Raw genomic sequence first — 26,535 nt, forward strand, 5'->3', positions numbered from 1 at the left:
ACAAACCTCAGGATAATGGGGGAAGTTGAAGCAAATAAGCGCCGAATTTAAAAAGTGAAACATCTTATACTGTAATTTAGGGGCCTGTTTTATCCATAATCTATAATAAAACGGCTTAATTAGACTGGTAAGATGTGATTAACTCGACAGAGTTAAGTGAATCCAGCGAGTTTCACGCCGATTTAGTTGACTTAAATCACTAAAGTAGCAAAATAAGCTCTAATTTTAGATGGTTAATTGCATTTATTCACTTATTCTAAAGTAAGACTTCCATCAAGTTTTTGTTAGTTTAATTGACGTAAAATGCTTATTTAGAATACTCTTACTTTCGTTTTAATCAATCGAGGAACACCAACATGGCTCTGATTGGTAAGCCAAAACCTGATCCAACTTTGGAATGGTTTTTATCACACTGTCACATTCATAAGTACCCTGCAAAGAGCACTCTTATTCATGCTGGTGAAGATTCAGATACTCTTTATTACATAGTAAAAGGTTCTGTAGCGGTATTGATTAAAGATGAAGAAGGTAAGGAGATGATCCTTTCTTATCTGAATCAAGGTGACTTTATCGGTGAACTAGGTTTGTTTGAAGAACAAGCCGAACGTACTGCATGGGTTCGTGCTAAGCAAGCTTGTGAAATCGCTGAGATTTCATACAAGAAATTCAGACAGTTAATTCAAGTTAACCCTGAAATTCTGATGAAGCTGTCTGCGCAAATGGCCTATCGCCTACAAAGCACCAGCCAGAAAGTGGGTAACCTCGCATTCTTAGACGTGGCTGGCCGCATTGCCCAAACGCTGTTACATCTGGCGAAACAGCCTGATGCTATGACGCATCCTGATGGCATGCAGATTAAGATCACACGTCAAGAGATAGGCCAAATCGTTGGCTGTTCACGGGAAACTGTGGGTCGTATCTTGAAGATGTTAGAAGAACAGAATTTGATCCAAGCTCATGGTAAGACCATCGTGGTATACGGTACCCGTTAAGTTAGTCTTCAGCTTGATTTAAGCCTGCCTTATTAAAGTGGCCTAGAATAAATTCTAGGCCATTTTTTATTGGAGAGCTCAAATGAAACGGCTGTTTTTAATCTGTTTTTTCAGCCTGTTCACGCTGGTGCATCCAATGCAATTGAATGCCGAACCTATTGAATTAGAACACTATCAAGCCAAGGCACTCGTCAACTCTGGGCAAATACTGTCCTTAAACGGTACACTCGCCGTAGTAAATCAGTTTTGCCAAGGTGAACTAATTGATGCTCATCTCTATCAAGAAGATCATAAATGGCGCTATGATTTGCAAATCAAAGTTCAGCGTGGCCAAATCGTCAATCTCAGTATTGATGCAACCAATGGTCAAGCCGATCACTCAATAGCATTACCGAGCGAATGTCGAAAACATGAAACTGTTACTCGTTGAAGATAACCCTATGCTAGTCACCGAGCTGGAGAAACAACTCAAACTCGCTGGCTATGTGACCGATATTACAGACAAAGCGCTTGAAGCCGATTATCTGATCAAAGAAACCCAATACGATTGTGTGATCTTAGATATAGGCTTGCCCGACGGCAACGGCCTCGAACTGCTCGAAGGCTGGCGTAATCAAGGGATCAGCACCCCAGTCATCATGCTGACCGCTCGTAGTCAATGGCATGAAAAAGTCGAAGGCTTTAATGCTGGCGCCGACGATTACTTAGGCAAGCCTTTCCACGCACAGGAATTATTGGCGCGTATTCAAGCCCTTATCCACCGTGCCCATGGTCGCTTGAACACTTCTAGCAAGCAATTGAGCTATGGCGGCGTGATCTTAGACGAAGCCGAGCAAACGGTGAAAGTGGCAGACCAATTGTTTGAACTGACGGCGATGGAATTCAGATTATTGAAGATCTTCCTGATGTCGCCTAAGAAGCTGTTATCTAAGACACAGCTCACCGATAAGCTGTATCAGTTTGACGATGAAAAAGAGAGTAATGTGGTCGAAGTTTATGTGACCCACTTACGTAAGAAATTAGGCAAAACCGCTATCGAAACCCGTCGCGGCCAAGGTTATATCTTCCACGGCATTATTGAATGATCTCGATCCGCACTAAGCTCAGTTTATGGTTAACGGGCTTACTGGTAATAGGCACAGTCATTGGGCTCATCTTGTTTGAGTCCATGCTGCGTCAGGCCTTCCATGACTCTATTATCAATCGCTTAGAAGAAGATCTCGAACATATTATGTTGGCAACCCATATCCACGATGGGGACATCAGCATAGATCAAAGCCAGCTTTCCAGTTTCTACAAGCCCGCCTATTCAGGCCGCTATTTCCAGCTTAACCTGCCCAATGAAGTCATTCGCTCGCGCTCCCTGTGGGATATGCAGTTAGATATCGAGCCACTCGCGCCAAATAAAACCCGTGTCTGGCAAGCTAAAGGGCCAAAAAATAACGATATGCAGCTGTTATCACTGGGATTAAATTCCAGTAGCGCCAATGTCAGTGCCACCTTAACCGTTGCCCAAGATTTGAGTATCGGCAGACGCGTGTTTAGCGAAGTCTATGGCACTAAGCTTGGGATCAATCTGGCGATGTTGGTTGCTATGATCGCGGGGATCTTCCTGATCCTGCGCCAATCCTTTAAGCCAGTTAAGCATATTCAGCACGCGCTTTCGCGGCTAAGAGAAGGCGAGATTAACGCGCTGGAGCTGAATAATATTCCCCCCGAAGTGCAGCCACTAGCGAAGACTTACAACGAGTTACTCGAGTACACCGCCAAGCAAATTGAGCGTAGCCGCAATAACTTAGGTAACTTAAGCCATGGGCTTAAAACCCCGCTGGCCGTGATGCAGCAACAGGTCGAAGCCCTTGGTCTTAAAGATCCTGAAACCGCCATTGCCTTGCAGCAACAGCTGGATTCTATCCACAAGATGGTCGAGCGCAAACTGGCGGCGGCAAGGATCACAGGCGATATGCTTCCTGCGGCGCAATTGGTTATCCCAAGGGATTTACACAGCCTAGCCAACACCTTAAACAAGGTTCACCGCAATAAAACCATCGAATGTGCTTTCGAACTCGACCCTAATATTCTCAGGCTGCCGATCCACAGGGAAGATGGCATGGAGCTCCTAGGCAATCTGCTGGACAACGCCTTTAAATGGGCCCAGAGCCGAGTCAGCATTCAGTTATCACGCCAACAGGAGCGTCTCTGCCTTTGTATCGATGATGATGGTCCAGGGGTTGCCGATGATGAACTCGATAAACTCACTCAAAGAGGCACTCGATTAGATGAGTCTGTAATGGGGCACGGCTTAGGCTTGTCGATAGTGAAGGAAATTGCCGAACAGTATGAGATTGAGCTTAAGTTTAGCCACAGCACTCGCTTAGGTGGACTGAGAATCGAACTGACCTTCAGTTAGTCTCGCTTAACATGCTCAGCGTTAAATGCTCTCTTTAAAATACTCATAAAAAAAACGCCATCGAATTGATGGCGTTTTTTATCCTTAATGTCTGATGACGTTAGGCTTTATTCACGTTAAGCCTTATTCACGTTCGTACTTTCAAAAATCTTGTCGGCAGACGCAGCCACAAAGCCAGTATACAGCTCACCATTGGCCATAGGATAACGCAGCGCAAACTCATAGAAACAACTTGGAATTTCCACTGTCGCATCGGTGAATTCAAGGCCAATCTTATCGGCCATAGTCGACGATTGCTCTAATAACACTTCTGGCGAACCTTTGATCTCGCCACCTGAACCATTGAGTACAAAGCCCGCTTGCTTCAGTGCATCATTCACTGACTCTAAGGTTTCAAAACCGTCGAGGTGATTGATAGACACAGTGAAATGGTTAGCGCGATAGCCAAAAGCCGCTACCCAAGCCGCATATTCGCTCTCAGTTAATAAATCCTGATAGGTTTTAGAATCTAAAGACCAATGGCGACCCGAGTAAATAAAGTTGTCCGCCGTTGTCGCCGCTACATCCACTTGGGCGATTAAGCCTTGAATGGTCTCTTGTAGCGCAGGGCTAAATTCTTCAACTAACAGCTCAGAGATAAACACTTTAGGCTGAGTCGAATCTGGGTGTTCAAAATGCTTAGCGATCAGTTTTTTCTGTTCAAACTTATAATCACCGCAAGCGACATAACCAAGTGAAGTGAAATGCTTAGCGAGCACATCCAAATTCACCTTAGCGATGTTGAAAGTACGCAAGGCAATATGATCGTTGATGATTGGCTTACCATGGCCCAGCAGCGCGTGCACTTTTGCCGCAGAAGGGGTCATTTGAATATAGTCTTGCCACAGGGCGGCAAATAACGCGTTGATGTCGGTATGCATAAAAACTCCTTTTATTGTGCTGCGGTTATTGCTGTTATTTTGCCGCGAACACTAAATGTAACGACCTAGATGCCACTGTTGCAGCGTCACACATACCCACAGTAGAAGCTCAAGTTACGTTACTGCTTGTTATTAGAAAGGAAGAACATTCGTCCTTCCTCCTCTTTACCACGTACTCTTTACCAGATAAAAGTTAAATCTCTACCCGCTTACAAGCTCAAACCTGGGCTTAATGTCGCAGGTAAGCTCACTGCATCGGCCTCGACCGAAGCGACGGGATAAGCACAGTAATCGGCGGCATAGAAAGCGCTCGCTCTGTGATTACCCGATGCACCTACGCCACCAAAAGGTGCCGCGCCCGATGCGCCAGTGATTTGTTTGTTCCAGTTAACAATCCCAGCACGAATGCGCGCGAGGAAATAGTCATAATCTTCACGGCTATCGGCCAGTAAACCCGCTGACAAACCATAACGCGTTTGGTTAGCCAGTTTAATCGCTTGATCGAAATCGCTATAACGCACCAGCTGTAGCAGAGGTCCGAAGTATTCTTCATCCGGCAAAACATCGATAGCCGTCACATCGATAAGGCCAGGAGAGACTAAGCCCGTACCCGCTTCTAGATGGGTTAACTCGACTAACGACACGCCGCCCAAGTTCTGCAGATTTGTCTGCGCCGCAACCATACCTTTGGCGGCAGTTTCAGAAATCATTGAGCCCATAAAAGGTTGTGGCTGCGCGTTCCAAGGGCCAACTTTAATCTGTTTGACCGCAGCGGCTAACATGGCAATCAAGGCATCGCCCTGCTCGCCTTGCTCTACATATAGACGGCGCGCACAAGTACAACGTTGGCCAGATGAGATATAAGCCGACTGCAAAATATCGTGCACGGCAGCTTTGATATCCTGCACACCTTTAATGATCAGTGGGTTATTGCCACCCATCTCAAGTGCTAAAATCTTGCCCGGATGACCGGCATATTGTTGATGTAAAAAATGACCCGTGCGTGAGCTGCCAGTAAAGAACAGACCATCGAGCTGCGGGTGAGAAGCCAATGCTTTACCCGTATCCACTTCACCTTGGACTAAGTTAAGCACGCCAGCAGGCAGACCCGCTTTATCCCATAGGCTAACCATCAGCTCAGCAACTTTAGGCGTCAATTCAGAAGGTTTAAAAATCACAGTATTCCCCGCCAACAGCGCAGGGACTATGTGGCCGTTCGGCAAATGACCTGGGAAATTGTAAGGACCGAAAACCGCCACAACACCGTGGGGCTTATGGCGGATAACCGCGCGTCCCGCTGGCGTATCGTTGGCTTCTGTGCCCGTACGTTTATTGTAAGCCGCGGCTGATAGCGCAATTTTGCCTATCATGGCGCCGACTTCGGTCGCCGTTTCCCACTGAGGTTTACCGGTTTCTTGGGCAATCGTTTCAGCCAGTTCCGCTTTGTTGGCTTCAAGTTGGCTGCTATACGCTTCGACTATGGCTAAACGCGCATCGAAACCTAACATAAACCAATCAAACTGCGCGGCGCGCGCGGCATCAACGGCGGCGTTAACTTGTTCTGCTGTAGCCGTTTTGCCTGTCCAAATAGTTTGAGCATTGGCTGGGTTAATTGAGGCCACGTCATGACCTTTGCCAGCATGCCACTGACCTTGAATATAATGTGTCATTTGCTATTCCTACATTGCCAAAATACGGATTTGATCGCCTTTTGCGAGTAACAAACCCGCTGCCAGCTCAGGGCTGATAATGATGTGTTCGGATTTGTCGTCCACAGCCAGTGCGGCAGACGTCGCTCGATAATTGGCTAATTGAGTATTTGAGATAATAAATTGAGTGTCGGCTTCGGCCATCTCACCAATATCGACGGTCAACAGACGGCTTTCTCGCACGCCGCGAATGTCCGATAAACGACACTCAACCGTTGGACCACCATCAAAAATATCCACGTAACCGCGGCATCTAAAACCTTCGGCCTGCAGCAGACTTAATGCGGGACGGGTATTGGTATGCACTTCGCCAATCACTTTCTGCGCTTCTTCCGGCAATAGACAAACATATACCGGATTTCGTGGCATCATTTCGGCCATGAATGCCTTTTTACCCAAACCAGAAAGATAATCCGCCTGAATAAAATCAATGCCTAAAAAGTGTTTTTGCAGCCAGCCGTAGAAAGGTGAATGACCATCGGCATCGCTCACACCGCGCATTTCGGCAATCACAGTTTCGCCAAAACGCTTTGCATGTTGCGCTAAAAACAGAAAGCGACTGCGGGATAACATGCGGCCATTGTTGCCCTTGCGATACGCTTCACGCAAAAACAGGGTGCACATTTCGGCGGCGCCCGTGTAATCATGGCAAAGGGTGAGGGTTTCGACCTCGTTACGCACGTCAATTTGTTCGGAATGATAGACTTCGGTACCGAGTCGATAATGGTAGAAAGCATCTTCCATTCCCACGGCTGCTTCGATAGCGCACGTCCCCACCACTTCACGGGTATCGGTATCTTCCAGCACCATCAAATAACCTTCATCGAAGGGCGCATCGACAGTTTTGACGAATGAGGCTTCTGCTCGCGCAATTTTATGTCTGAGCAAATCGGCATTCACGGGTAATGACGTAAAACCATGACCAGACTCTTCGGCAATTTGATATAAGGCTTCAAAATCGCCAGCCTGAATAGGACGTATGATTAACATCTTAGTGTCTCCTCACTTTGGCTTGCCGTGCATCAAGGCGCCTCTCTTCAAAAAGACAGGTAATGATGCACGTAAGTATTCCCTGACAAAAAAGGAGTGCGAATAAATTCAGCACTCCTTTGGTCATTTAGGCGGCAGCAATGCTCGCCACAGCACGTTCAAAACGAGCTAGACCTTCAGCAATATCTGCCTCAGGGATCACCAGAGAAGGAGCAAAACGTACCACGTTAGCACCCGCCATCAGGCTCATTAAGCCTTCAGCGACAGAGGCCACCAAGAAGTCGCGTGAACGGCCTTGGTATTGTTCATTAAGAACTGCCCCTAACAGCAAACCTTTACCGCGTACTTCTGAAAATACATGATATTTTTCATTAATTTTGTTCAAACCATCGCGCAATAACTGCTCGCGATGTTTAACGCCGTCCAACACTTCAGGCGTGTTCACTACGTCTAACACAGCATTACCAATAGCGCAGGCTAATGGGTTACCACCGTAGGTAGAACCGTGAGTGCCCACTTTTAGATGTTCAGCAATCTCAGCGGTTGTCAGCATAGCTGCGATAGGGAAACCACCACCGAGTGCTTTAGCTGTGGTTAAAATGTCAGGTACGATTTCAGTCCCCATGTAAGCGTACAGTTCGCCAGTACGACCCACACCCGTTTGCACTTCATCAAAAATCACTAGCGCATTGTGCTTGTTAGCCAGTTCACGCACGGCTTTCAGGAATGCAGGATCGGCATCAATAATACCGCCCTCGCCCTGCAGCGGCTCAAGCATGATGGCGCAGGTTTTGTCCGTTACTGCGGCTTCTAATGCGGCAACATCGTTAAATGGCAGGTGAGTAATGCTCTGCGGCTTAGGACCAAAACCATCGGAATAGGCAGCTTGTCCACCGACGCTCACGGTGAAGAAGGTACGGCCGTGGAAGGCTTTATCAAATGCTATGATTTCGTCTTTTTCAACGCCGTGTTTTTCTAAGGCGTAACGACGGGCAAGTTTCAATGCGGCTTCGTTGGCTTCGGCACCAGAGTTGGCAAAATACACTTTGTCGGCAAACGTGCTGTTGACTAATTTAGTCGCTAATTCTAAGGCAGGCTCGTTCGTCATTACGTTTGACAGATGCCATAATTTTTCGCCTTGTGTTTTAAGGGCATTCACAAGAGCAGGATGACAGTGACCTAAGCAATTTACCGCAATACCGCCAGCAAAATCGATAAACTCGTTACCCTCTTGGTCCCAAACTCGGCTTCCTTCGCCACGAACAGGGATCACAGCAGCAGGCGCATAATTAGGCACCATAACTGCGTCAAACTGGGCACGGTCTAACTTCATATCAATGCTCATTCTTCTTCGTCCTTTGTGTTTGTTTAACGGCATCGGGGCCGTCAGAGTCCCATAGGTATCTTTATCTAGAGTTAGTGATACTGGGATTGCTTGTGTCTATTAATAACCATTATTAGCGAAAATGTGATCAAAATACCAGTTTTTCACAAACATCAATCCTAGCTCTTCTACCCAAAGTGCATAAAGATTGCAGTTTAAGAACTATACAAGCGTTTAAACCCGTGGCTTGCAGCATAATTAGTCAGAAAAAAAGTTATTTACCCCTCATTTTGCTAGCTATTCACTGAATGTGAATAACTACACCATTTTAACGAATCAAGTGTGAAAGCACAAAATGGCTAATTTTCGACCTCGCCTCAAGGGCTTCGGGCAATAAATCGAACAAGGGAAACACATGGGGCATGTTAGGGTAAAAACAGCCTGTTATCTCGCCGCCACAGGCTTTAACTTGGGTGACTAAGCGCTCAGAATCCTGCAATAAGAGTTCCCGCGTACCCGCAATCACTAAGATGGGCGGCAGATCAGCTAAGTTTCCCTGCAAGGGTGAAACCTTTGCTGACATAGGGTCTGCCCCAGCAAGATAGGCGCCACGTAAACGCAGCAAAGCTTCGATGGTGAAGAAGGGATCGTCAGCTGCGAGTATCAGCTCAGTATCTCCGGTTAGTGCTAAATCCAACGCGGGAGATAACAAGATACAAGCCGTCGGCAAAGGCAGGGCTAAACGCTTTAATTCCAGCAACAAGCTCAGGGCTAAATTGCCGCCAGCAGAGTCGCCCATGAGGATCACATTCTCAGCGCCCTTAAGCGTGATTAATTGCTTATAGGCTTCAAGCACATCATCAAATGGCGCAGGAAAAGGATGCTCAGGTGCGAGACGATAATCAGGAATATAGGCATCCAATTGACAACGTTGGCTGATATCTGCGATCAATCTTGCGTGGGCGTGGGGCGTTTTAAAACAAAAGCCTCCGCCACGGATATAAAACAGATTGCCAAGGCGAGTTTGCTCATTGAGAAGCACATAGTGCAGCAAGCTAGAGTGTTGCAAAGGGATGGTGGCACTGACTAACTTATTCGGCCAAGGAAGCCAACGTTTATCGAGATCAAGCAACTTTTTACGCACTTGCGCTAGGGGGACTTTGGCCTTGCCGCGACTGATGGATGGCCTAGCGACATAAGATAAAATAGTATTCAGTACAGATGCTTGCCAGCTTGGCATATCCCTTCCTCTACTTAAACGCCGCCATCCCGACGCTCAAGTCGCAGGTCGTGGACTACAGCAGATCTAACTTCCTATAATTCTGTGCTTTTAAGCGCAGCACTTCTTGCTCAGTTAACTCGTAATAATCGAACATTAAACGCTTTTCTTGGGGATCGATTTGACGCATCTCTTCGAGTAACACCACCTTAGCATAACAGTTTGCCCGCGCGACTAATGCGGCCTGCGGTGACAATTCTCGATAGCTTAAAGTCAGGTCTAACTCCTTCAATAACCCAGTCAAAGGGCTCGCTTCAAACTTAAGTAACTCTAATAGCTGCCAGTTAAGTTTATGACCATGGCTTAACACTTGTTCAAACACCGCTTTGGCCGGAAACTCAGTGGCAATCACAGCATCATACACTTCCTTATCACGGCTGCTGCTGGCCTCCCTTATCCACGCTCCCCAGGTTTGATCGAATAAGCGGGCACTCAAACTCAGCACAACCGAGGTGCCTAATTGATTGAGCAAGGCACTACTATAAACTAAGGCTGAGTCAGTATTATGAAGCTGAGCCAACGCATTGGCGGCTATGCCACTGACTATGCTGTAGCGCCATAATTTACGGGTAGTCCACAACAACTTAGCATTGGCGCTCGGCAGCCAATTGCGCAGGCAAAAATAAGGGATAATCGTTCGCAGGTTTTCGATGCCGATGTAATTCATCACCAATTTGATATCAGTGACTCGCACATCTGAGCTCTGAGGCCGGCGGGCACGAAAAGACGGGCTGTTGACCATATTGGTCAAATCGCGGCACAACCAACTTAAGTTACTGATCAGCGGTCTTAATCGCGTCGCATCAAGATTTTTTGCCAGCAGTAATTCCAGCAATAGAATTTGCGATTCATTGATCTCTGACTTAGCCAGAACCAGTTCGGGGGACGCGAGTTGATGCTCGATGGCATTATTGACCGTTTCATGCAGCTGGCTCGACACGGCTTCGAACACTTCTTTGGCTTTAATTTGTTTCATTAAACGCGCTAAAATCGCTTCGCGCTCAACATCTAACTTATTCGCATCGGCCTCTAATTCAAGGTCGAGATCATCCAAAAGAGTCGGGCTCGCTTTATGCTTTCCGAGGATCAATTGCTGATAGAGTCTGTGCTCTATCTCTATAATTTTGCCGGGTCTTACACCGCCCGCAACCGAAATCGCCACTATAAATCTTTCCTATATCGCTAATGCCCGAGTGACGTCAAAACAATCAAACTCTCAAAATCATTACAATTTCAGCACATACACTTAATCTTAGCAATAACGCAAAGTCGCAGAACACAAACATAGTGTTATATCGGATATTTCCTACTCAGTTGGCCAATAAAAAGGCCTCACATAGAGGCCTTTACAGGAAGTCGAGCTGAGTTATTTGAGTTCTTGTTCGAATAACTTATAGATGCGGCGGTATTCGTCTAACCAGCTAGAAGGCTGACGGAAACCATGGGGCTCGACAGGATAAATCGCCGTTTCAAAGGTCGGTTTTTCCAGTTCGATCAAATGCTGCACCATACGCACGCTGTCTTGGAAGAAAACGTTGTCGTCCATAACGCCACTCATAATAAGCAGTGGTTTCGTTAATCCTTGAGCATGCTCAATCGGAGAGCTGCGCTCATAGGCGATAGGATCGACATCAGGCGTATTTAAGATGTTGGAGGTATAAGGCGCATTATAATGTGCCCAGTCCGCCACAGGACGCAGTGCGGCTCCTGCTTGGAACAGATCTGGTGCAGTGAACAATGACATAAAGGTTAAGAATCCGCCGTAGGAACCACCATAAGTCCCGACACGCTCCGTATCAACATTCGTATTGGTTCCCATCCAGCTAACGCCATCCTTTAAGTCTTCCACTTCTGGATGACCCATATTGCGATAAATCGCGGTGCGCCAATCTCGGCCATAACCTTTAGAGCCACGGTAATCCATGTCCATCACCACATAACCTTGCTGAGTCAGCAGGTTGTGGAACATAAACTCGCGGAAGTAACCGCTAAAGCCATAGTCAGCATTTTGCAGATAACCAGCGCCGTGGTTGAAAATCACCGCAGGGTATTTCTCGGCGCGGGATTTATCATAGCCTTGTGGCAAATAGACGCGGGCGTACACCTTGCCGGCACCATGGCTTGAAGGTACAGCGACCACTTCTGGCGCTTGCCATGGATAGTTTTTAAAGGCATCGCTGGTGTAAGACGTCAGTTGCTTTAACTCACCGCCAATAGGTTGAACATAAAGCTCATTGGGCTGAGTACGGCGTGAAGCATTGAGTAGTAGCTGAGTGCCATCAGGACTTAGGCTGTAATCTAAGTTGCCATCCCACTGCGTTAATTGCTCATTTTTGCCTGTGGCTAAGTTCACCCGGTGAACGTTATAAATGCCAGGGTGAGTTTGGTTAGCTTTGTAGTAGATGTAATTTGCGTCCGGTGACAGCTGGATGTCGCTCACCACAAACTTGCCTTGGGTTAAGGCGCGCGGCTTTTCACCGAGTCCTTTCACATAGAGCTGCGAATAACCTGATTCTTCCGACAAATAGTACAGAGAATCCGTCCCCGGCAACCAACCGAATTGGTTGTAGTCGTAATTCACCCAAGCGTCGTCATGCAAACGATGTTCGGTGGTGAATTTACCTTTAGCTAAATCGACACTGGCGATCCAGCGATCTTTGTTATCGGTGGCTTCTAGCATCAGGGCTAATTTATCTTCCGATTCATGCCACTGAATCGCGCTTTGGGTCCAGCCCCAATCCTGCATCAACTGAATCTTGCGTGGCGCTTTAGTGCTTTGGTAAGTTTCGCCTTTCGCTTTAGCATTCTCAGCTTTCACTTTGGCAAGCACATCTTCATCAAAACCAGTCAGGCCCTCGATAGTGATATCGACTTGTTTATGCTGGTTTAAATCAAGCACTACAAAGCGTTGTCCTGGTGGCGTATCTTCAGCCACACGTGCACGTACTGGCACAGGATCGATATAACCGTCGCTACCTAAGTAGTTAGGCATGATGTCGTGTTCGCTGCTGCCGGTGTAATTCTTATCGGTCAGGGCGAGTAAGATATAGCGGCCATCCGGTGACAGACTAAGCTCTGACACCACTTCGCTATCGCCTAAATACCAAGTGCTGGCGGCGAGCGTCGGGTCGCTTTTTTGCAATTCATCTATGTACTGTGCTTTGGCTTTAGCATTCTCTTGCTGCAGCGCCACATACTTAATCAATCTGTGCTGTTGCTTGGCAAGGTAAGACGTTGGCTCTTTTACACCTTCTGGGGCTTTCGCCATTTTAATTTCAGCAAGTTGCTCGACTAAGCCTGAGTCTTGATGAATTTGGAAAACATTGTCGCCCTGCCAATAGGCGATATCGCCATTATTGAGATAACGCACGCCATCGATGGCACTGCGCTGACGAGTCAGTTGGCTGATTTTACCTGTGCTTAATTGCTTAACAAAAATGTTGCCCTGATACAGATAAGCCTTGTGGGACTTAGTGCGATCAAACACGCCAAACTGCTGATCTGCCGCGTGTAATTTATCAAGCGCTAGCTCGACGGCGCGACTGTCATTGATGCCTTGCTGATAATAACTGCGCAGAGGTGAAGCACTCGCTTGGCGGGCAAACAGCACGCTTTGGCTATCGTCGCTCCAGTAAGCCTCCTTAGCGAAAACCCCCATCCAATCGGGATTTGCCATAATTTGATTAAGCGTAAGCGCCTGTGAAACCTGTGGCGGTTGGGCTAAGGGAACTTGGAATGCTTGCGGGGATGATGCAGGAGCTGCTGTTTCAGTCGATGTCGCTGCGCAACCTGCCAATACGGCAACCGCTAACGCACTTAAACCCAAATTTCGCATTACGCTTCTCATTTGTCCTTCCTTTTATTGTTATCGCAATGGCTACATGACCCAGTCTAATTGATCTGCTGGTTTTGCCTATTCGCGTAGTTTTGCCGAAGTTATAGCATAGTTAATCGCTAAACTTGCTTAAAAAAAGGATAAATCTTGTAACAGAAATTGATAGTACGAATATAGTGCGGGGAGTTTTTAGGACGAGGAGTTTTTAGGGCGAGGAAATTATACAGGCACAGCAGGTTGCGCTAAAAAATTGGCTAATAGTTCGAGACCTTGCTCGGTGAGAATTGATTCGGGATGAAATTGCACCCCATACAGCGGTAAGTCTTGATGGCTCATGGCCATGATTTCTCGGCCGTGAATTGCATCGTCAAACCAAGCATCGAGTACAAAACCTTCAGGCACAGCATCAACCAGTAACGAGTGATAACGTGTGACGGTTAAGGGCTGATTTAATCCCTCAAATAACCGCTGGCCAGTGTGCGCAATGGCGCTGACCTTGCCGTGCATTACCCGCTCGGCACGCACCACATTGGCACCAAAAACCTGCGCCATCGCCTGATGCCCTAAACACACACCTAGGATCGGCATGCGCGTGGCAAAATGTTTAATCGCCGCAAGGGAAATCCCCGCCTCATTGGGAGTGCAAGGGCCGGGCGAAATCACCAGATGAGTAGGCGCAAGTGCCTCGATTTCGGCGATGCTAATTTCGTCATTACGTTTGACCACTATCTCTTGCCCTAGCTGCTGAAAATACTGCACTAAGTTAAAGGTAAAAGAGTCGTAATTATCGATCATTAGCAACATACAAGATCCATTGGCCTAAATGGGTAAAGGTAACGCATATCCGACGGATGAATGCGGGCGCAAATGCTACCACACCTTATCCTCAAGGTTTAGCCAATTACGGCGATAAAATACAGCGACAAAAAAGCCAGTCATAGGACTGGCTTAGTTTTAAAACAACTTGGGCATTTCACCACAGCTCTTTAGCGGTCGTTATTTTACGACGGTTAAATGGCTGCGACGCTTAGGTGGTTCATCAGTCGGCTCAGGTGCTTTATCGTTTGTTTCAACAACCGATAAAGATGAATCGACTTCATCATCCACCAGGTAAGCATCTTCAATATCGAAGACAGTGCCAGCACCGTTTTCACGGGCATAAATAGCGACAATCGACGCCATTGGCAACATCACCTGCTGGGGAACACCACCGAAACGCGCATTGAACTCCACAAACTCATTGCTAATTTGCAAATTGCCCACTGCGCCAGCAGCGATATTCAGCACTATCTGGCCATCCTTCACGTATTGCTGCGGTACTTGAGTGCCTTCAACAAAGGCATCCACCACAACGTGAGGAGTCAATTGGTTGTCCATCAACCAATCATAGTAAGCCCTTAGTAAATAAGGACGATTTGGAGTCAAAGGTTTCATTACATACCCATGCGCATTTCGCGTTCAGCTTCAGTTAGAGAAGCTTTAAACGATTCACGCTCAAAAATACGTGTCATGTACGCTTTGATATCTTTAGCTACACGGCTATCTAGCTCAATACCTAATACAGGTAAGCGCCACAACAATGGGCCAAGGTAGCAATCCGCTAGACCAAATTCTTCGCTCATGAAGTAAGGCACTTCACCGAAGATTGGCGCAATTGCGATCAGGCTTTCAGTCAACTCTTTACGAGCCGCTTCAACACGATCACCTTTACGGATACGGTCAACAAGCGAATACCAGTCAGTATCGATGCGATGCATCATCAAACGGCTTTGGCCGCGAGACACTGGATAAACTGGCATCAAAGGCGGATGAGGAAAACGCTCATCCAAATATTCCATGATAATGCGTGATTCGTATAAAACGAGTTCACGGTCTACCAAAGTTGGCACTGAGTTATATGGATTTACTTCGAGCAAATCCTCAGGCATTTCGTTAGGGTCGACCTGTAAAACATCAACAGTAACCCCTTTCTCAGCTAACACGATACGTACTTGATGGCTATACAGATCATCAGCACCTGAAAACAGTGTCATGATAGAGCGTTTGTTGGCAGCAACAGCCATTGATACCCTCCAGAATCGAAATAAAACAAAAGTAAACGAGGGGCAAAGCCCCCCGTTTACACTATGCGGATATTACATTTTACCCGTTATTGGTGCCTAGTGTACATCTTTCCAATACTCTTTCTTCAAGAGGTAGGCCACAATAAAGAATATAAACAGGAATCCGAGTACCCACCAGCCCATAGCTTGACGCTCTAGCTTAACAGGTTCAGCCGAATAAACTAAGAAGCCAGTGATATCACGTACTGCTTGGTCGTATTCTTCCGCATTCAATTTACCGCCAGTCACCACAATAGTGCCATCTTCTTGTTTAACTGGTGTGCCTTGTAACTCTTCAAGTACATGTGGCATACCAACAGATGGGAATACTGTGTTATTCACACCAAATGGGCGACTTGGATCTTTATAGAAGCCTTTCAGATAGGAATAAACCCAATCTTCACCACGCACGCGAGCAACTAAAGTTAAGTCTGGCGGTGTAGCACCAAACCATTTAGCAGCATCTTTAGGTGGAATAGCGTTTTGCATCAACTCACCAATTTTAGCATCGGTGAACATATACTTGTTACGCATATCATCCGCAGAGATACCGATATCGGTTGCTACACGTTCATAACGTTGATACTGAGTGCTATGGCAACCAGAACAGTAATGTTGGAACAGGTCCACACCACGTTCTAAAGAAGCTTTATCATGCAGATCAACATTGGCATCTTCTAAATGTACGTGTCCGCTCGCGGCAATTGCCAAGGTCGGCAACAAGGCAACTAATGCAACTAATGCAATCAATAATTTTTTCATTAGTGTGTCAACCTCGCTGGAACAGGTTTAGTTTTTTCATTCTTGCTGTATACCCACAGCGCCACAAAGAAACCAAAGTAAGTGAAAGTAAACACCTGTGCAACTATCGTCAGCGTCGGCGTAGCAGGAACTACACCTAAGTAACCTAACACTATGAAAGAAATTGCGAATTGAGCAATGTTCAACTTGTGCAGTGTGCTACGGTAGCGAACTGATTTAACTTTACAACGATCTAACCAAGGCAATACGAACAGTACAGCAATCGATAGCCCCATCATTATTACGCCTGCTAATTTATCAGGAATGGCACGTAAAATGGCGTAGAAAGGTGTGAAGTACCATACAGGTGCAATGTGTTCAGGTGTCTTCATCGGGTTAGCCGCTTCAAAGTTTGGCTTCTCAAGGAAGTAACCGCCGCCTTCAGGAATGAAGAACAACACATAACAAAACACAATCAGGAAGCCTGCAACGCCCATGATGTCTTTAACTGTGTAGTATGGGTGGAATGGAATACCATCAACTGGCCAGCCATTCTCGTCTTTGTTCTTCTTAATCTCGATACCGTCAGGGTTGTTTGAACCCACTTCGTGTAGCGCAATTAAGTGTAAGAACACGAGTACCACTAATACTAACGGCAGTGCGATCACGTGCAGTGCGAAGAATCGGTTCAATGTTGCACCAGAGATCACGTAATCGCCACGGATCCACAGGGTTAAATCGTCACCAATAACAGGAATAGCACCAAACAGAGAAATAATTACCTGCGCGCCCCAGTACGACATTTGTCCCCATGGCAGCAAGTAACCCATAAAGGCTTCAGCCATCAGCACGAGGAAAATCAGCATACCGAACAACCACAGTAGTTCTCTAGGCTTCTGATATGAACCGTAAATCAGACCACGGAACATATGCAGATAGATCACTACGAAGAACGCTGAAGCACCGGTAGAGTGCATATAACGCAGCAACCAACCGTATTCAACGTCACGCATTATGTACTCAACAGAAGCGAATGCGCCTTCTGCTGTTGGTACATAGTTCATCGTCAACCAGATACCCGTCAGTAATTGGTTAACCAATACCAACATCGCTAGCGAACCGAAAAAGTACCAAAAGTTAAAGTTAGTTGGCGTTGCATACTGACCCACGTGACGGTTATAAGTCGCCGTCATAGGGATACGCGCATCAATCCAATTAATTAAATTCTTAACCATTACGCCACTCCTTTATCTACACCGATAATCACGGTGCCATCATCAACGTATTGATGTGGAGGGATAACTAGGTTCAATGGAGCAGGTACGCCTTGGAAGACGCGGCCAGCCATATCGAACTTAGAGCCATGACATGGACAGAAGAAACCAGAAGTGACACCTTCAACTTGCTCACCAAATGAATCTGGTAAATAAGTAGGTGAACATCCGAGGTGGGTACAAATACCGACAGCAATAAAATACTCTGGCTTAATTGAGCGCAAAGGATTTGTTGCATATTCAGGCTGCTGCATTTCAGCAGAAGCAGGATCTCTTAACTTATCATCATGTGTTGGCAGTTCATTGATCACAGCATCTGTGCGACGGACAACCCATACAGGTTTTCCACGCCACTCAACACGGATCAGCTGACCTGGCTCTACTTTACTGATATTTACTTCGACCGGTGCACCTGCAGCTTTCGCTTTGGCACTCGGATTCCATGACTTGATGAAAGGAACCGCTACAGCGACGGCACCAGCACCACCTACTACGGCGGTTGCGGCTGTCAGGAATCTGCGACGTCCGGTATCGACTGGCGCATTGCTCATCCACTTATCTCCCAGAGGGTGTTGGAATTTTTATATTTCAAAGACTTTCGGCCCTTAGTCATCACTAGGGTCAAAAATCGAAGTTTGAAGCGGGGCTCATTATAGCTAAAAATTAGAAGCAGATCATAGTGAAAACACGCAAGTAAGTTAGGGAGATTGCGTGTTTTTTGAAAAAAGTCGAAAAAAGCCCCAACTATTAAGCCGTTTTAATCCATTTGGAAGGTTTTTTGAACATCTTGTCTGTGACATCGGCATAAAGCATGCATCGCTAATATAAATTAGCCTTAACTTTTCTATCTAAGTTAACAATCGCCAGATAAAAAAATAGGCCCTGGGTAACAGGGCCTATTAGATCAACACTTTTAACGTATTACTTCTTAGGTGAAGTGCTCTTCATATACTTGAAGAACTCGCTATCAGGCTCTAATACCATGATATCTGACTTGCCTGAGAAACTAGCACGATAGGCATCTAAGCTACGAACAAAGCTAAAAAATTCAGCATCTTTGCTATAAGCATCAGAATATATCTTAGCAGCTAATGCATCACCTTCACCACGAATGGTTAAGGCTTTACGCTCAGCTTCAGCAATCTTCACTGTTACATTAGCATCGATCGTTGCACGGATAATTTCAGATTGCTCTTTACCTTGTGCTCTATGCTCTTTTGCCACAGCTTGACGCTCAGCACGCATACGTTGGTAAATACTGTTACTGACGTTAGCGGGTAAATTGATTTGCTTTACACGCACATCGACAACTTCAATACCTAAGTCTTTAGCGCTTTCTGAAGCATTTTCCAATGCATCATTCTGTAACTCATCACGCTTACCAGAGACAATCTCTTTGATTGTGCGGCGACCAAACTCAGTTCGTAAATCGTTGTTGATCTTACGTTGTAAAAGCGATTCAGCATTCGATTTAATACCACCATTTGTAGACAGGTAATATTTTTCGAAATCCAAAATACGCCACTTCACATAGGAATCGACCATAAGGTCTTTCTTCTCTGAAGTTACAAAACGATCCGCAGCACCATCGAGTGTTTGAATACGGGCATCGAGTAATTTTACTTTATCGATCACAGGTACTTTAACGTGTAAACCTGGACCATAGACGCGAGTGACTTGCTTGCCATCCACATTGTCTTTTAAAATTTCACCGAAACGCGCCACAATTGCGCGCTCGCCTTCATTCACCACCATTAAAGATGACAAACCAATACCTAAAAGTACGGCGATAAGAATAACGCTTAATCTACCCATGGATTACTCCCTCCCTTGGCGAGTACGATCATCGCGGGATGGACGTCCACTCAAAGGCTCATTCGCGCGAGTCGTTGATACAGATGAAGAATTGACATTTTGCTGTGGCTTAGCTTCCAGCTCAATTGTCGCAGGCTTCTGCTGAATTAACTTATCTAGCGGTAGGTACATTAAGTTGCCGTTGTTTTTGGCATCAATCAGCACTTTATTCGTATCAGTCATCACTTGCTGCATTGTATCGAGATACAAACGCTTGCGAGTCACTTCAGGCGCAGCTTGATACTCAGGTAATAACAGCTCAAATCGAGCCACTTTACCGCGAGCCTCTAAGACTTCACGCTCTTTATAAGCATTCGCTTGTTGTGCCATACGTTCAACTTCACCACGAGCTTTAGGTTCAATCTCACGGGCATAGGCTTCAGCTTCACGAATAAAACGTTGTTCATCTTCTTGGGCAGAAATCGCATCATCGAAGGCATCTTTCACTTCTTCAGGCGGACGTGCCGGCAAGAAGTTAACATCGACAATCGCCAGACCCAATTTATAGGGCTCAAGAATGCGCTCTAACTCTTTCCACGTATCGCGACGGATAGCATCACGGCCAGTAGTCAGAATATCATCCATCTTGTTATGTCCGATGACATAACGCAATGCACTGTCGGTCGCTTCACGCAAACTGGCGTTCGCATCGACGGCACTGAACAGATATGAGTAAGCATCTAAAATACGATACTGCACATCAAGCTCAACTTTCACGACGTTTTCATCGGATGTCAGCATGCTACCAGACGCAGGAATAGAGCGAACCGATTGAATGTCAACGGGATAAATTTGGTCAATGAAAGTCGCTTTCCAATGAAGACCTGGTCCTATTTCGCCATTATGTTGACCAAATCGCAGTGCCACACCACGCTCCGCTTCTTTAATTGTATAAAAACCCGAAAGTCCCCAAACAACCAAAGCAACAGCAAGAATGATGATTAGGCTAAACGAACTAAAAGATTGGCCTGAGCCATTTCCTTTGCCGCCAAAGCGCTTTGAAAGATTACGAAAAACCTCGTCAAGGTCCGGTGGTCCTTTGTCGTTACCACCTTTATTTCCCCAAGGATCATTACCCTTGTTACCGGGCTCGTTCCAAGCCATTTAGCACTCCATAAGTGGATGAAATAAATTAGATTATTAACAAACAGCCTCATCTATCGAATCTTCGTAGATGAAGGTTTCTAACTCACCCTGACTCTGTTTAGCTAATCGGCGCCAATCGGCGTCCGATAAACGAACAGACAAAATACAGTTCCCCAGATCGTCGTACTCTTTCTGCTGTATCGCATCCAGTCGATAAAACTGGCCAAGATAATGTCCAGCAGTTGCCGGAATTCTTAGTGTTAGCTCTTTAATCACCTCACCGATAAGCTCAGTGATGGCTTTCAATAGCAAATCAAATCCCAAACGCTTCTGTGCTGAAACCCAAACTCGAACGGGTTTGCCTATGTCGTTATATTCAATTCTTGGGGTTACATCCTCGAGTAAATCGATTTTGTTACATACCACGAGTTGCATGACTTCATCGGCTTCGATGTCTTTCAGTACAGATTGAACCTGATCAAAATTATCCGCCATGTTTTCATCTGCACAATCAACAATGTGCAGTAGTAACTCAGCTTGCCTTGTCTCTTGTAAAGTCGCCTTAAATGCAGCAACGAGATCATGGGGCAAATGACGAATAAACCCTACTGTATCCGCGAGTATCACGGCACCATCGGGTAAATCTAACTTTCTTAACGTGGGATCGAGTGTGGCAAACAGCTGATCTGCTGCATAAACATCGGAAGATGTTAAGGCATTAAACAGCGTTGATTTACCGGCGTTGGTGTAGCCGACTAATGATACTGTCGACAAATCACTGCGCTTACGTGCACGTCTACTCTGTTCACGTTGTTTATCAACTCGCTCTAAGCGTTTGTTGATATTTTTAATCCGTCCTCTGAGCAAACGTCTATCGGTTTCGAGCTGGGTTTCCCCTGGACCACGTAAACCAATACCACCTTTTTGCCTTTCAAGATGCGTCCAACCACGGATCAGGCGAGTCGACATATGGCGCAATTGCGCTAGCTCCACCTGCAACTTACCTTCGTGAGTTCGCGCTCTTTGAGCAAAAATATCGAGAATAAGCGTCGTACGGTCGAGTACTCGACATTGACACACTTGCTCAAGATTACGCTCTTGGGCTGGACTCAATGCATGATTAAAAATCACCACATTGGCTTCGGTCGCCGCCACTAATGCGGCTAACTCTTCAGCTTTACCAGAACCCACAAAAAATTTGCGATCCGGCGAACGTCGACTTCCAGTAATCACCCCGACTGATCGGGCTCCAGCTGATTCTACTAATAGCTGCAGCTCGACTAAATCTTCTCGGCGTTCCTCATCGGAAAAGTCGATATGGACAAGAACCGCAGTTTCTCCCGCCTCATAACGATCAAACAAGAAGTAAACTCCTTAGATAAAACTTATTCGCCACTAGGCGCATCATCTTGAGCACCATATCCGCCTTGGGCATTTTGGTGACCAGTAACGTTGAATGGGCGTGCTGGCACGACAGTAGAAATAGCGTGTTTATAAACCATTTGGCTCACTGTGTTTTTCAACAGAATGACAAATTGATCAAACGACTCTACCTGTCCTTGGAGTTTAATGCCGTTAACCAAGTAAATTGATACAGGAACGCGCTCGCGACGCAATGCGTTCAAAAATGGGTCTTGTAAAGATTGCCCCTTAGCCATTTTATTATTTCCTTTTTAATTTATATAAAATAAATCGATATCAGTGATAGTTTTTTGTTTAGTTTTAGTATTATACAGCAAGGGCTAATAAGCTAGCGGCATTGACGCATAAGTGTAACTAAATTCCCCTCAGCACCACTTTCGAGCCAATTCAACTCTGGCCAACTGCGCAACCATGTTAATTGACGCTTAGCCAATTGCCTAGTAGCAGCAACCGCTTTTTCGACCATAGTATCATAGTCAAACTCACCATCGAGATATTGCCAGCACTGTCGATAACCCACACAACGCATTGAAGGCAAGTCTAAATGCAGGTCTCCACGGGCTTTCAGCTCTGTGACTTCCTCAAGAAAGCCCTGCTTGAGCATAATCGCAAAACGTTGCGCAATTAAGTCATGTAACACTTTGCGCTCACGCGGTGCAATAGCAAACTGCACTACGTCATAGGGCAAGGGAGCAGATTTGGTCTGAGTCAGCTCAGTCATACTCTTGCCGCTTATTCTATAGACTTCCAGCGCTCTTGAAAGTCTTTGTGGATCATTAGGATGAATTCTTTCTGCCGACACGGGATCTATCTCCCTTAATTGGTCATGCAGTGCTTCCCATCCCTTTTCATCCGCCTCAGCTTGGATCTCGGCTCTAATGGCCTCGTCCGCACTCGGCAAAGGTGATAAACCTTCGAGTAACGCTTTGAAATACATCATGGTTCCGCCAACTAATACTGGCGTTTTACCCATGCTGACAATCTGTTCTATCTCGGCTATCGCATCGGCTCTAAAGTCGGCTGCCGAATAACTTTCGCTAGGATCGCGAATGTCGATCAATCGGTGTGGCCCACGGGCCAGTTCGTCGGCGGAAGGCTTGGCGCTGCCAATGTCCATACCGCGATAAATTAATGCTGAATCGACCGAAATGATTTCGCAGTTATGCTTTTCGGCCAATTCTAATGCTAAAGCAGTTTTGCCCGAGGCCGTTGGCCCCATCAAAAATATCACTTTAGGCTGTAATTCTTTATTCACTTGCTTGCTCTTCTAGCCACGATTGCCAAGGTAATAATATTGCTTTGTTGGCAATAAGCTGTTTTTTCTCTTCAGCTAACTGCGAAAATGCTGCCCAGATTTCTGGTGCCGAAACGAATCCCGTTAAACTGTGTTTTGCCAACCAAAATGCCAATGCGCTTGGCGCAGGTGTTTCAAAACGCAGCGATTGTAACCACTCAGGTATCACTTTTGCTAACTGGCTCTCTCTGATATATGGGGGCACTTTTTTAATAATCAACTGCTGGTAACGAATTGTTAGTTCTAAACCTAACTGGCGGATCAGCGTGTCATGTTCATCGAGCACAGCCTGCCAATCTGCATCGGCCGCGACAGACACTGGCATCAGTAAAGGCTGGCCAATTAATCCGGTCGCTAGCTTAGCCTCAATCTCTTGGCTGCGCGTCGCCAATGCTACTGATTTTATTGGCAATAGACTCAGTTTATCCGCCGTCGCCATTACCCAATATTGGCCATCTAAAATAGCAGGCATAGGCAGAGATGGCTGATAATCTTGATCTTTTACACTGTAAGAAGGTGTTTGCAGTAAAGCACCATAACTTGCAATTGCCGCTTTTGACGGTAATTCAGTACGTTGCCGAGATTCACCAGCAGAATAACTGCCGCGACTATTGTCCCTTGGCGTGGCCATGCTGCCAAAGGCATTGGTTTGAGTGCCAAAACTGGCGCCTTCTCGTCCTGCGCCGGCAGATTTTACTTGAACGGCAGAGGCAACTAACGGTTGAGCAGACTCAAGTGTATCAGCTGGCACATTAACTTGAGCTGAATCAGCACCAAGTACAAAGGGGGCTGAGATTTCAGTGGCGCTTATCGGGGCATCCACAAACACATCTTCAACTTCATCCAAAGAGCTTGAGTGAACGAAGTCGAGTTCCCCCGCTTCTTCCAGCGCCGATTGCAATGCTTGCAGAATATAATCATGCACATAGCGACTCTGATGGAATCGCACCTCATGCTTAGCCGGATGCACGTTAACATCAACTTGATGGGGATCGATATCCAACATCAACACATAGCCGGGTTGCTCCAGTTCCGCTTTTTGGGCAAAGGCTTGGCGCACCGCATGATTGACTAAGCGGTCACGGATTAAGCGTCCGTTGACATAAAAGTAATGGGTATCGCTGATAACGGGCGACCAAGGTGACTGCAAATAGCCACTTAGGCGTAAATCATCATGCTGGCATTCAATCTTAAGCGCTTGCTCAGCAAATGGGCGACCACTTACTTGCGTCAAACGCTGTAAATACTGGGCTTCATTCATGGCGGGACGATAATTACGTACCGTCTTACCGTTATGGGTCAGCGTGAAATGGATATCGCCGCGCACTAATGCAATGCGCTTTAACCATTCATCGATATGGGTAAATTCGGTTTTATCGCTCTTTAAAAAGCGTCTGCGAGCTGGCGTATTAAAGAATAAATCCACCACTTCAATCGTCGAACCAACAGGATGCGCGGCGGGCATGATTTTAACCGCCATGTCGGCACCTTCGGCATGGGCTTGCCATGCTTCGGTTTGATCTGCAGTTCGCGACGTCAACGTTAAGCGTGAGACTGAGCTGATACTGGCTAACGCTTCACCACGGAAACCAAAACTGAGGATAGCTTCAAGATCGTCTAAGGTGTGCAACTTTGAAGTCGCATGGCGCGATAAGGCCAATGCGAGTTCATCTTTGGGTATGCCAGAGCCGTTATCGCGAATTTTAATCAGCTTGCTGCCGCCTTTATCGATTTCAATATCGACTCGGCTCGCTCCTGCGTCGAGGCTATTCTCGACCAATTCTTTGACTACGGAAGCGGGTCTCTCAACCACTTCCCCCGCCGCAATTTGGTTGGCTAATTGCGGTGGCAGAATCTGAATGCCCATCATGCTTTCCTATTTAACTCTGGGGTATGACTAACGTTTGTCCTAACTGCACCACATCGGACTTCATCCCATTCGCTTGTTTGATGCTAGACATAGGCACACGGTAACGCTGCGCAATGGCTGATAAAGACTCACCACGACTGACTTTATGTTTGACATTCGATGCCGTTGAACTTCCCACATAAGCGGTTGGCGTTCTCTCTTTAGTCGATTTAGCACTGCTAGAGCTTGCGCCGCCTCGCTGGGCAAGCAAGGTATCCGCCGGCGGATTATTGTGATAGTAACGACTCACACCCTTGTAGATAGCATTAGCGATGTTTTCTTGATGACGACTGCTCGATAGCAAACGCTCTTCTTTCGGATTCGAAATAAAGCCCGTTTCCACCAAGATAGAAGGAATATCCGGTGATTTCAGCACAGCTAAACTCGCCGACTCGGGGCGACTCTTGTGTAAATCAGTCACGCCGCCTAAATCCTTAAGAATATCGCCAGCGACTGAATGACCAATGGCCATCGAACTGTTCATCGACATATCCAGCAGCGTCATGGCTAAATACTGTTCATTATCCGTGTTTTGGATAATCTCACCCGCGCCGCCAAGTAACTCAGAATGCTTTTCTTTTTGCTCTAACCAACGGCCAATTTCACTGTTAGCCCGACGCATGGATAATACCCACACAGAGGCGCCGCGCGGATTCGGGGAAGTAAAAGCATCGGCATGGATAGAAATCAGCAGATCGGCCTTACTGTTGCGGGCCAGCTCAGAGCGCTTATTCAGATTCACAAAATAATCGCCGGTGCGGATCATCACAGCGCGCATGCCGGGCGTGTCATTGATTTTACTCGAAACACGCCTGGCGATTTCTAGGGCAACCTTTTTTTCGTAAACGCCAGAAGGGCCAATGGAGCCGGGGTCGTCGCCGCCATGACCCGCATCGATAGCAATCACGATATCGCGGGATGATTGCGCCGCTTGGGTAACGGTTTTAACGGGTGTGGATGAGACAACTGCGGTTGCGGTTGTTAAGGTTTTATCTTCTAAATCAACCACGAGACGATTGCCATAGGGCGCAGTCACGGGCAACGAGAACAAGCTCGCATTCAGTGGCTTCACCAAATCGATTACTAAGCGTAAATCGCCCTTAGTCGGCGACTTACTGACTCGCACGCCCTTGACTAACTTACTGTTGTTTTCAAGATTTTTAAGCGCAACTTTAGTGGCGGACTTTTTTAAATCCACCACTAAGCGATTAGGGCCATCTAAAGAGAAATAGGTGTAATCTGGCGCTTCACTTAAATCAAACACGATTCGAGTCGACTCAGGCGCAGCCCAAATACGTACGCTTTCTAACTGATTAGCCGCATGGGCCGCCACAGATAAAAAAGAACATAAAGAAAGAATAATAATTTGAAAATAAGGGTTATTTTTTATCATT

The 26,535-nt window shown here is 46.4% G+C and carries 24 protein-coding genes; 4 read left to right on the forward strand and 20 right to left on the reverse strand.

The genetic code is table 11. The features are described from left to right. The first annotated feature begins 356 nt into the window (after positions 1 to 356). From crp to Q4Q49_RS12305, 4 genes are all read left to right on the forward strand, one after another. The gene (gene crp / locus Q4Q49_RS12290; RefSeq protein WP_006080082.1) at positions 357 to 992 is read left to right on the forward strand and encodes a cAMP-activated global transcriptional regulator CRP; all 636 of its coding nucleotides are present in this window, start codon (positions 357 to 359) and stop codon (positions 990 to 992) included. A gap of 82 nt (positions 993 to 1,074) precedes the next feature. After that, positions 1,075 to 1,422, forward strand: coding sequence for a PepSY domain-containing protein (locus Q4Q49_RS12295; RefSeq protein WP_259565614.1), 348 nt, complete (start codon positions 1,075 to 1,077; stop codon positions 1,420 to 1,422). After that, a complete protein-coding gene (locus Q4Q49_RS12300; protein ID WP_006080080.1) occupies positions 1,403 to 2,077 on the forward strand; it encodes a response regulator transcription factor in 675 nt (224 codons plus the stop codon). The genes Q4Q49_RS12295 and Q4Q49_RS12300 overlap by 20 nt, the downstream gene beginning before the upstream one ends. Continuing rightward, complete coding sequence (locus Q4Q49_RS12305) at positions 2,074 to 3,402, forward strand: ATP-binding protein (protein ID WP_006080079.1); 1,329 nt, start codon at positions 2,074 to 2,076, stop codon at positions 3,400 to 3,402. Before Q4Q49_RS12300 ends, Q4Q49_RS12305 begins: the two co-directional genes overlap by 4 nt. A gap of 116 nt (positions 3,403 to 3,518) precedes the next feature. Here Q4Q49_RS12305 and Q4Q49_RS12310 read toward each other — a convergent pair whose 3' ends face one another. The 20 genes from Q4Q49_RS12310 to Q4Q49_RS12405 all read right to left on the reverse strand — a co-directional run bounded on the left by Q4Q49_RS12310 (position 3,519) and on the right by Q4Q49_RS12405 (position 26,534). After that, entirely contained in the window at positions 3,519 to 4,322 is an 804-nt protein-coding gene (locus Q4Q49_RS12310) for a DUF1338 domain-containing protein (protein WP_115333847.1), read from the reverse strand. Between the two features lie 209 nt (positions 4,323 to 4,531). After that, positions 4,532 to 5,992 (reverse strand): succinylglutamate-semialdehyde dehydrogenase, encoded by a 1,461-nt coding sequence (astD, locus tag Q4Q49_RS12315; protein ID WP_311999476.1) that lies wholly within the window; start codon positions 5,990 to 5,992, stop codon positions 4,532 to 4,534. Between the two features lie 9 nt (positions 5,993 to 6,001). After that, positions 6,002 to 7,021 carry an arginine N-succinyltransferase gene (astA, locus tag Q4Q49_RS12320; RefSeq protein WP_311988689.1) on the reverse strand — a complete coding sequence of 340 codons (1,020 nt, stop codon included), beginning with the start codon at positions 7,019 to 7,021 and terminating at the stop codon, positions 6,002 to 6,004. Between the two features lie 127 nt (positions 7,022 to 7,148). Further along, complete coding sequence (locus tag Q4Q49_RS12325) at positions 7,149 to 8,366, reverse strand: aspartate aminotransferase family protein (RefSeq protein WP_311988688.1); 1,218 nt, start codon at positions 8,364 to 8,366, stop codon at positions 7,149 to 7,151. Between the two features lie 307 nt (positions 8,367 to 8,673). After that, on the reverse strand, positions 8,674 to 9,585 hold the full coding sequence (locus Q4Q49_RS12330) for an alpha/beta hydrolase (protein ID WP_311988687.1): 912 nt from the start codon (positions 9,583 to 9,585) through the stop codon (positions 8,674 to 8,676). 55 nt (positions 9,586 to 9,640) lie between these two features. After that, on the reverse strand, positions 9,641 to 10,786 hold the full coding sequence (locus Q4Q49_RS12335; RefSeq protein ID WP_006080071.1) for an HDOD domain-containing protein: 1,146 nt from the start codon (positions 10,784 to 10,786) through the stop codon (positions 9,641 to 9,643). 204 nt (positions 10,787 to 10,990) lie between these two features. Next, positions 10,991 to 13,471: a prolyl oligopeptidase family serine peptidase gene (locus Q4Q49_RS12340; RefSeq protein ID WP_311999477.1), complete on the reverse strand. Its 2,481-nt coding sequence runs from the start codon at positions 13,469 to 13,471 to the stop codon at positions 10,991 to 10,993. Positions 13,472 to 13,678: 207 nt separating this feature from the next. Further along, positions 13,679 to 14,263 carry an aminodeoxychorismate/anthranilate synthase component II gene (locus tag Q4Q49_RS12345; protein WP_311988685.1) on the reverse strand — a complete coding sequence of 195 codons (585 nt, stop codon included), beginning with the start codon at positions 14,261 to 14,263 and terminating at the stop codon, positions 13,679 to 13,681. A gap of 192 nt (positions 14,264 to 14,455) precedes the next feature. Continuing rightward, positions 14,456 to 14,893: a ClpXP protease specificity-enhancing factor gene (locus Q4Q49_RS12350; RefSeq protein WP_006080066.1), complete on the reverse strand. Its 438-nt coding sequence runs from the start codon at positions 14,891 to 14,893 to the stop codon at positions 14,456 to 14,458. Then, the gene (sspA, locus tag Q4Q49_RS12355) at positions 14,893 to 15,522 is read right to left on the reverse strand and encodes a stringent starvation protein SspA (protein ID WP_006080065.1); all 630 of its coding nucleotides are present in this window, start codon (positions 15,520 to 15,522) and stop codon (positions 14,893 to 14,895) included. Before sspA ends, Q4Q49_RS12350 begins: the two co-directional genes overlap by 1 nt. A gap of 96 nt (positions 15,523 to 15,618) precedes the next feature. Continuing rightward, on the reverse strand, positions 15,619 to 16,323 hold the full coding sequence (locus tag Q4Q49_RS12360) for a cytochrome c1 (protein ID WP_311988684.1): 705 nt from the start codon (positions 16,321 to 16,323) through the stop codon (positions 15,619 to 15,621). Next, the gene (locus Q4Q49_RS12365; RefSeq protein ID WP_006080061.1) at positions 16,323 to 17,537 is read right to left on the reverse strand and encodes a cytochrome bc complex cytochrome b subunit; all 1,215 of its coding nucleotides are present in this window, start codon (positions 17,535 to 17,537) and stop codon (positions 16,323 to 16,325) included. Before Q4Q49_RS12365 ends, Q4Q49_RS12360 begins: the two co-directional genes overlap by 1 nt. Beyond that, positions 17,537 to 18,127: a ubiquinol-cytochrome c reductase iron-sulfur subunit gene (petA, locus tag Q4Q49_RS12370; protein ID WP_106651681.1), complete on the reverse strand. Its 591-nt coding sequence runs from the start codon at positions 18,125 to 18,127 to the stop codon at positions 17,537 to 17,539. Before petA ends, Q4Q49_RS12365 begins: the two co-directional genes overlap by 1 nt. A 370-nt stretch (positions 18,128 to 18,497) precedes the next feature. Continuing rightward, positions 18,498 to 19,391, reverse strand: coding sequence for a protease modulator HflC (hflC, locus tag Q4Q49_RS12375; RefSeq protein WP_106651682.1), 894 nt, complete (start codon positions 19,389 to 19,391; stop codon positions 18,498 to 18,500). Between the two features lie 3 nt (positions 19,392 to 19,394). Further along, the gene (gene hflK / locus Q4Q49_RS12380; protein ID WP_106651683.1) at positions 19,395 to 20,534 is read right to left on the reverse strand and encodes an FtsH protease activity modulator HflK; all 1,140 of its coding nucleotides are present in this window, start codon (positions 20,532 to 20,534) and stop codon (positions 19,395 to 19,397) included. 36 nt (positions 20,535 to 20,570) lie between these two features. Beyond that, positions 20,571 to 21,878 (reverse strand): ribosome rescue GTPase HflX, encoded by a 1,308-nt coding sequence (gene hflX, locus Q4Q49_RS12385; RefSeq protein WP_106651684.1) that lies wholly within the window; start codon positions 21,876 to 21,878, stop codon positions 20,571 to 20,573. Positions 21,879 to 21,901: 23 nt separating this feature from the next. Then, positions 21,902 to 22,174, reverse strand: coding sequence for an RNA chaperone Hfq (gene hfq, locus Q4Q49_RS12390; RefSeq protein ID WP_006084207.1), 273 nt, complete (start codon positions 22,172 to 22,174; stop codon positions 21,902 to 21,904). 92 nt (positions 22,175 to 22,266) lie between these two features. Beyond that, the gene (miaA, locus tag Q4Q49_RS12395; RefSeq protein ID WP_006084208.1) at positions 22,267 to 23,193 is read right to left on the reverse strand and encodes a tRNA (adenosine(37)-N6)-dimethylallyltransferase MiaA; all 927 of its coding nucleotides are present in this window, start codon (positions 23,191 to 23,193) and stop codon (positions 22,267 to 22,269) included. Further along, positions 23,186 to 25,099 carry a DNA mismatch repair endonuclease MutL gene (mutL, locus tag Q4Q49_RS12400; protein ID WP_409373201.1) on the reverse strand — a complete coding sequence of 638 codons (1,914 nt, stop codon included), beginning with the start codon at positions 25,097 to 25,099 and terminating at the stop codon, positions 23,186 to 23,188. Before mutL ends, miaA begins: the two co-directional genes overlap by 8 nt. 13 nt (positions 25,100 to 25,112) lie before the next feature. Next, a complete protein-coding gene (locus tag Q4Q49_RS12405; RefSeq protein WP_006080051.1) occupies positions 25,113 to 26,534 on the reverse strand; it encodes an N-acetylmuramoyl-L-alanine amidase in 1,422 nt (473 codons plus the stop codon). Position 26,535 lies beyond the last annotated feature (1 nt).

The sequence above is a fragment of the Shewanella sp. SP1S1-7 genome, assembly GCF_031932105.1.
Classification (GTDB): domain Bacteria; phylum Pseudomonadota; class Gammaproteobacteria; order Enterobacterales; family Shewanellaceae; genus Shewanella; species Shewanella baltica.

Excerpts from the sequence above, each read along its gene's own strand:
- crp (WP_006080082.1), top strand. The coding sequence starts at position 357 with ATGGCTCTGATTGGTAAGCCAAAACCTGATCCAACTTTGGAATGGTTT.
- Q4Q49_RS12295 (WP_259565614.1), top strand. The coding sequence starts at position 1,075 with ATGAAACGGCTGTTTTTAATCTGTTTTTTCAGCCTGTTCACGCTGGTG.
- Q4Q49_RS12300 (WP_006080080.1), top strand. The coding sequence starts at position 1,403 with ATGAAACTGTTACTCGTTGAAGATAACCCTATGCTAGTCACCGAGCTG.
- Q4Q49_RS12305 (WP_006080079.1), top strand. The coding sequence starts at position 2,074 with ATGATCTCGATCCGCACTAAGCTCAGTTTATGGTTAACGGGCTTACTG.
- Q4Q49_RS12310 (WP_115333847.1), bottom strand. The coding sequence starts at position 4,322 with ATGCATACCGACATCAACGCGTTATTTGCCGCCCTGTGGCAAGACTAT.
- astD (WP_311999476.1), bottom strand. The coding sequence starts at position 5,992 with ATGACACATTATATTCAAGGTCAGTGGCATGCTGGCAAAGGTCATGAC.
- astA (WP_311988689.1), bottom strand. The coding sequence starts at position 7,021 with ATGTTAATCATACGTCCTATTCAGGCTGGCGATTTTGAAGCCTTATAT.
- Q4Q49_RS12325 (WP_311988688.1), bottom strand. The coding sequence starts at position 8,366 with ATGAGCATTGATATGAAGTTAGACCGTGCCCAGTTTGACGCAGTTATG.
- Q4Q49_RS12330 (WP_311988687.1), bottom strand. The coding sequence starts at position 9,585 with ATGCCAAGCTGGCAAGCATCTGTACTGAATACTATTTTATCTTATGTC.
- Q4Q49_RS12340 (WP_311999477.1), bottom strand. The coding sequence starts at position 13,471 with ATGAGAAGCGTAATGCGAAATTTGGGTTTAAGTGCGTTAGCGGTTGCC.
- Q4Q49_RS12345 (WP_311988685.1), bottom strand. The coding sequence starts at position 14,263 with ATGTTGCTAATGATCGATAATTACGACTCTTTTACCTTTAACTTAGTG.
- Q4Q49_RS12350 (WP_006080066.1), bottom strand. The coding sequence starts at position 14,893 with ATGAAACCTTTGACTCCAAATCGTCCTTATTTACTAAGGGCTTACTAT.
- sspA (WP_006080065.1), bottom strand. The coding sequence starts at position 15,522 with ATGGCTGTTGCTGCCAACAAACGCTCTATCATGACACTGTTTTCAGGT.
- Q4Q49_RS12360 (WP_311988684.1), bottom strand. The coding sequence starts at position 16,323 with ATGAAAAAATTATTGATTGCATTAGTTGCATTAGTTGCCTTGTTGCCG.
- Q4Q49_RS12365 (WP_006080061.1), bottom strand. The coding sequence starts at position 17,537 with ATGGTTAAGAATTTAATTAATTGGATTGATGCGCGTATCCCTATGACG.
- petA (WP_106651681.1), bottom strand. The coding sequence starts at position 18,127 with ATGAGCAATGCGCCAGTCGATACCGGACGTCGCAGATTCCTGACAGCC.
- hflC (WP_106651682.1), bottom strand. The coding sequence starts at position 19,391 with ATGGGTAGATTAAGCGTTATTCTTATCGCCGTACTTTTAGGTATTGGT.
- hflK (WP_106651683.1), bottom strand. The coding sequence starts at position 20,534 with ATGGCTTGGAACGAGCCCGGTAACAAGGGTAATGATCCTTGGGGAAAT.
- hfq (WP_006084207.1), bottom strand. The coding sequence starts at position 22,174 with ATGGCTAAGGGGCAATCTTTACAAGACCCATTTTTGAACGCATTGCGT.
- mutL (WP_409373201.1), bottom strand. The coding sequence starts at position 25,099 with ATGGGCATTCAGATTCTGCCACCGCAATTAGCCAACCAAATTGCGGCG.
- Q4Q49_RS12405 (WP_006080051.1), bottom strand. The coding sequence starts at position 26,534 with ATGATAAAAAATAACCCTTATTTTCAAATTATTATTCTTTCTTTATGT.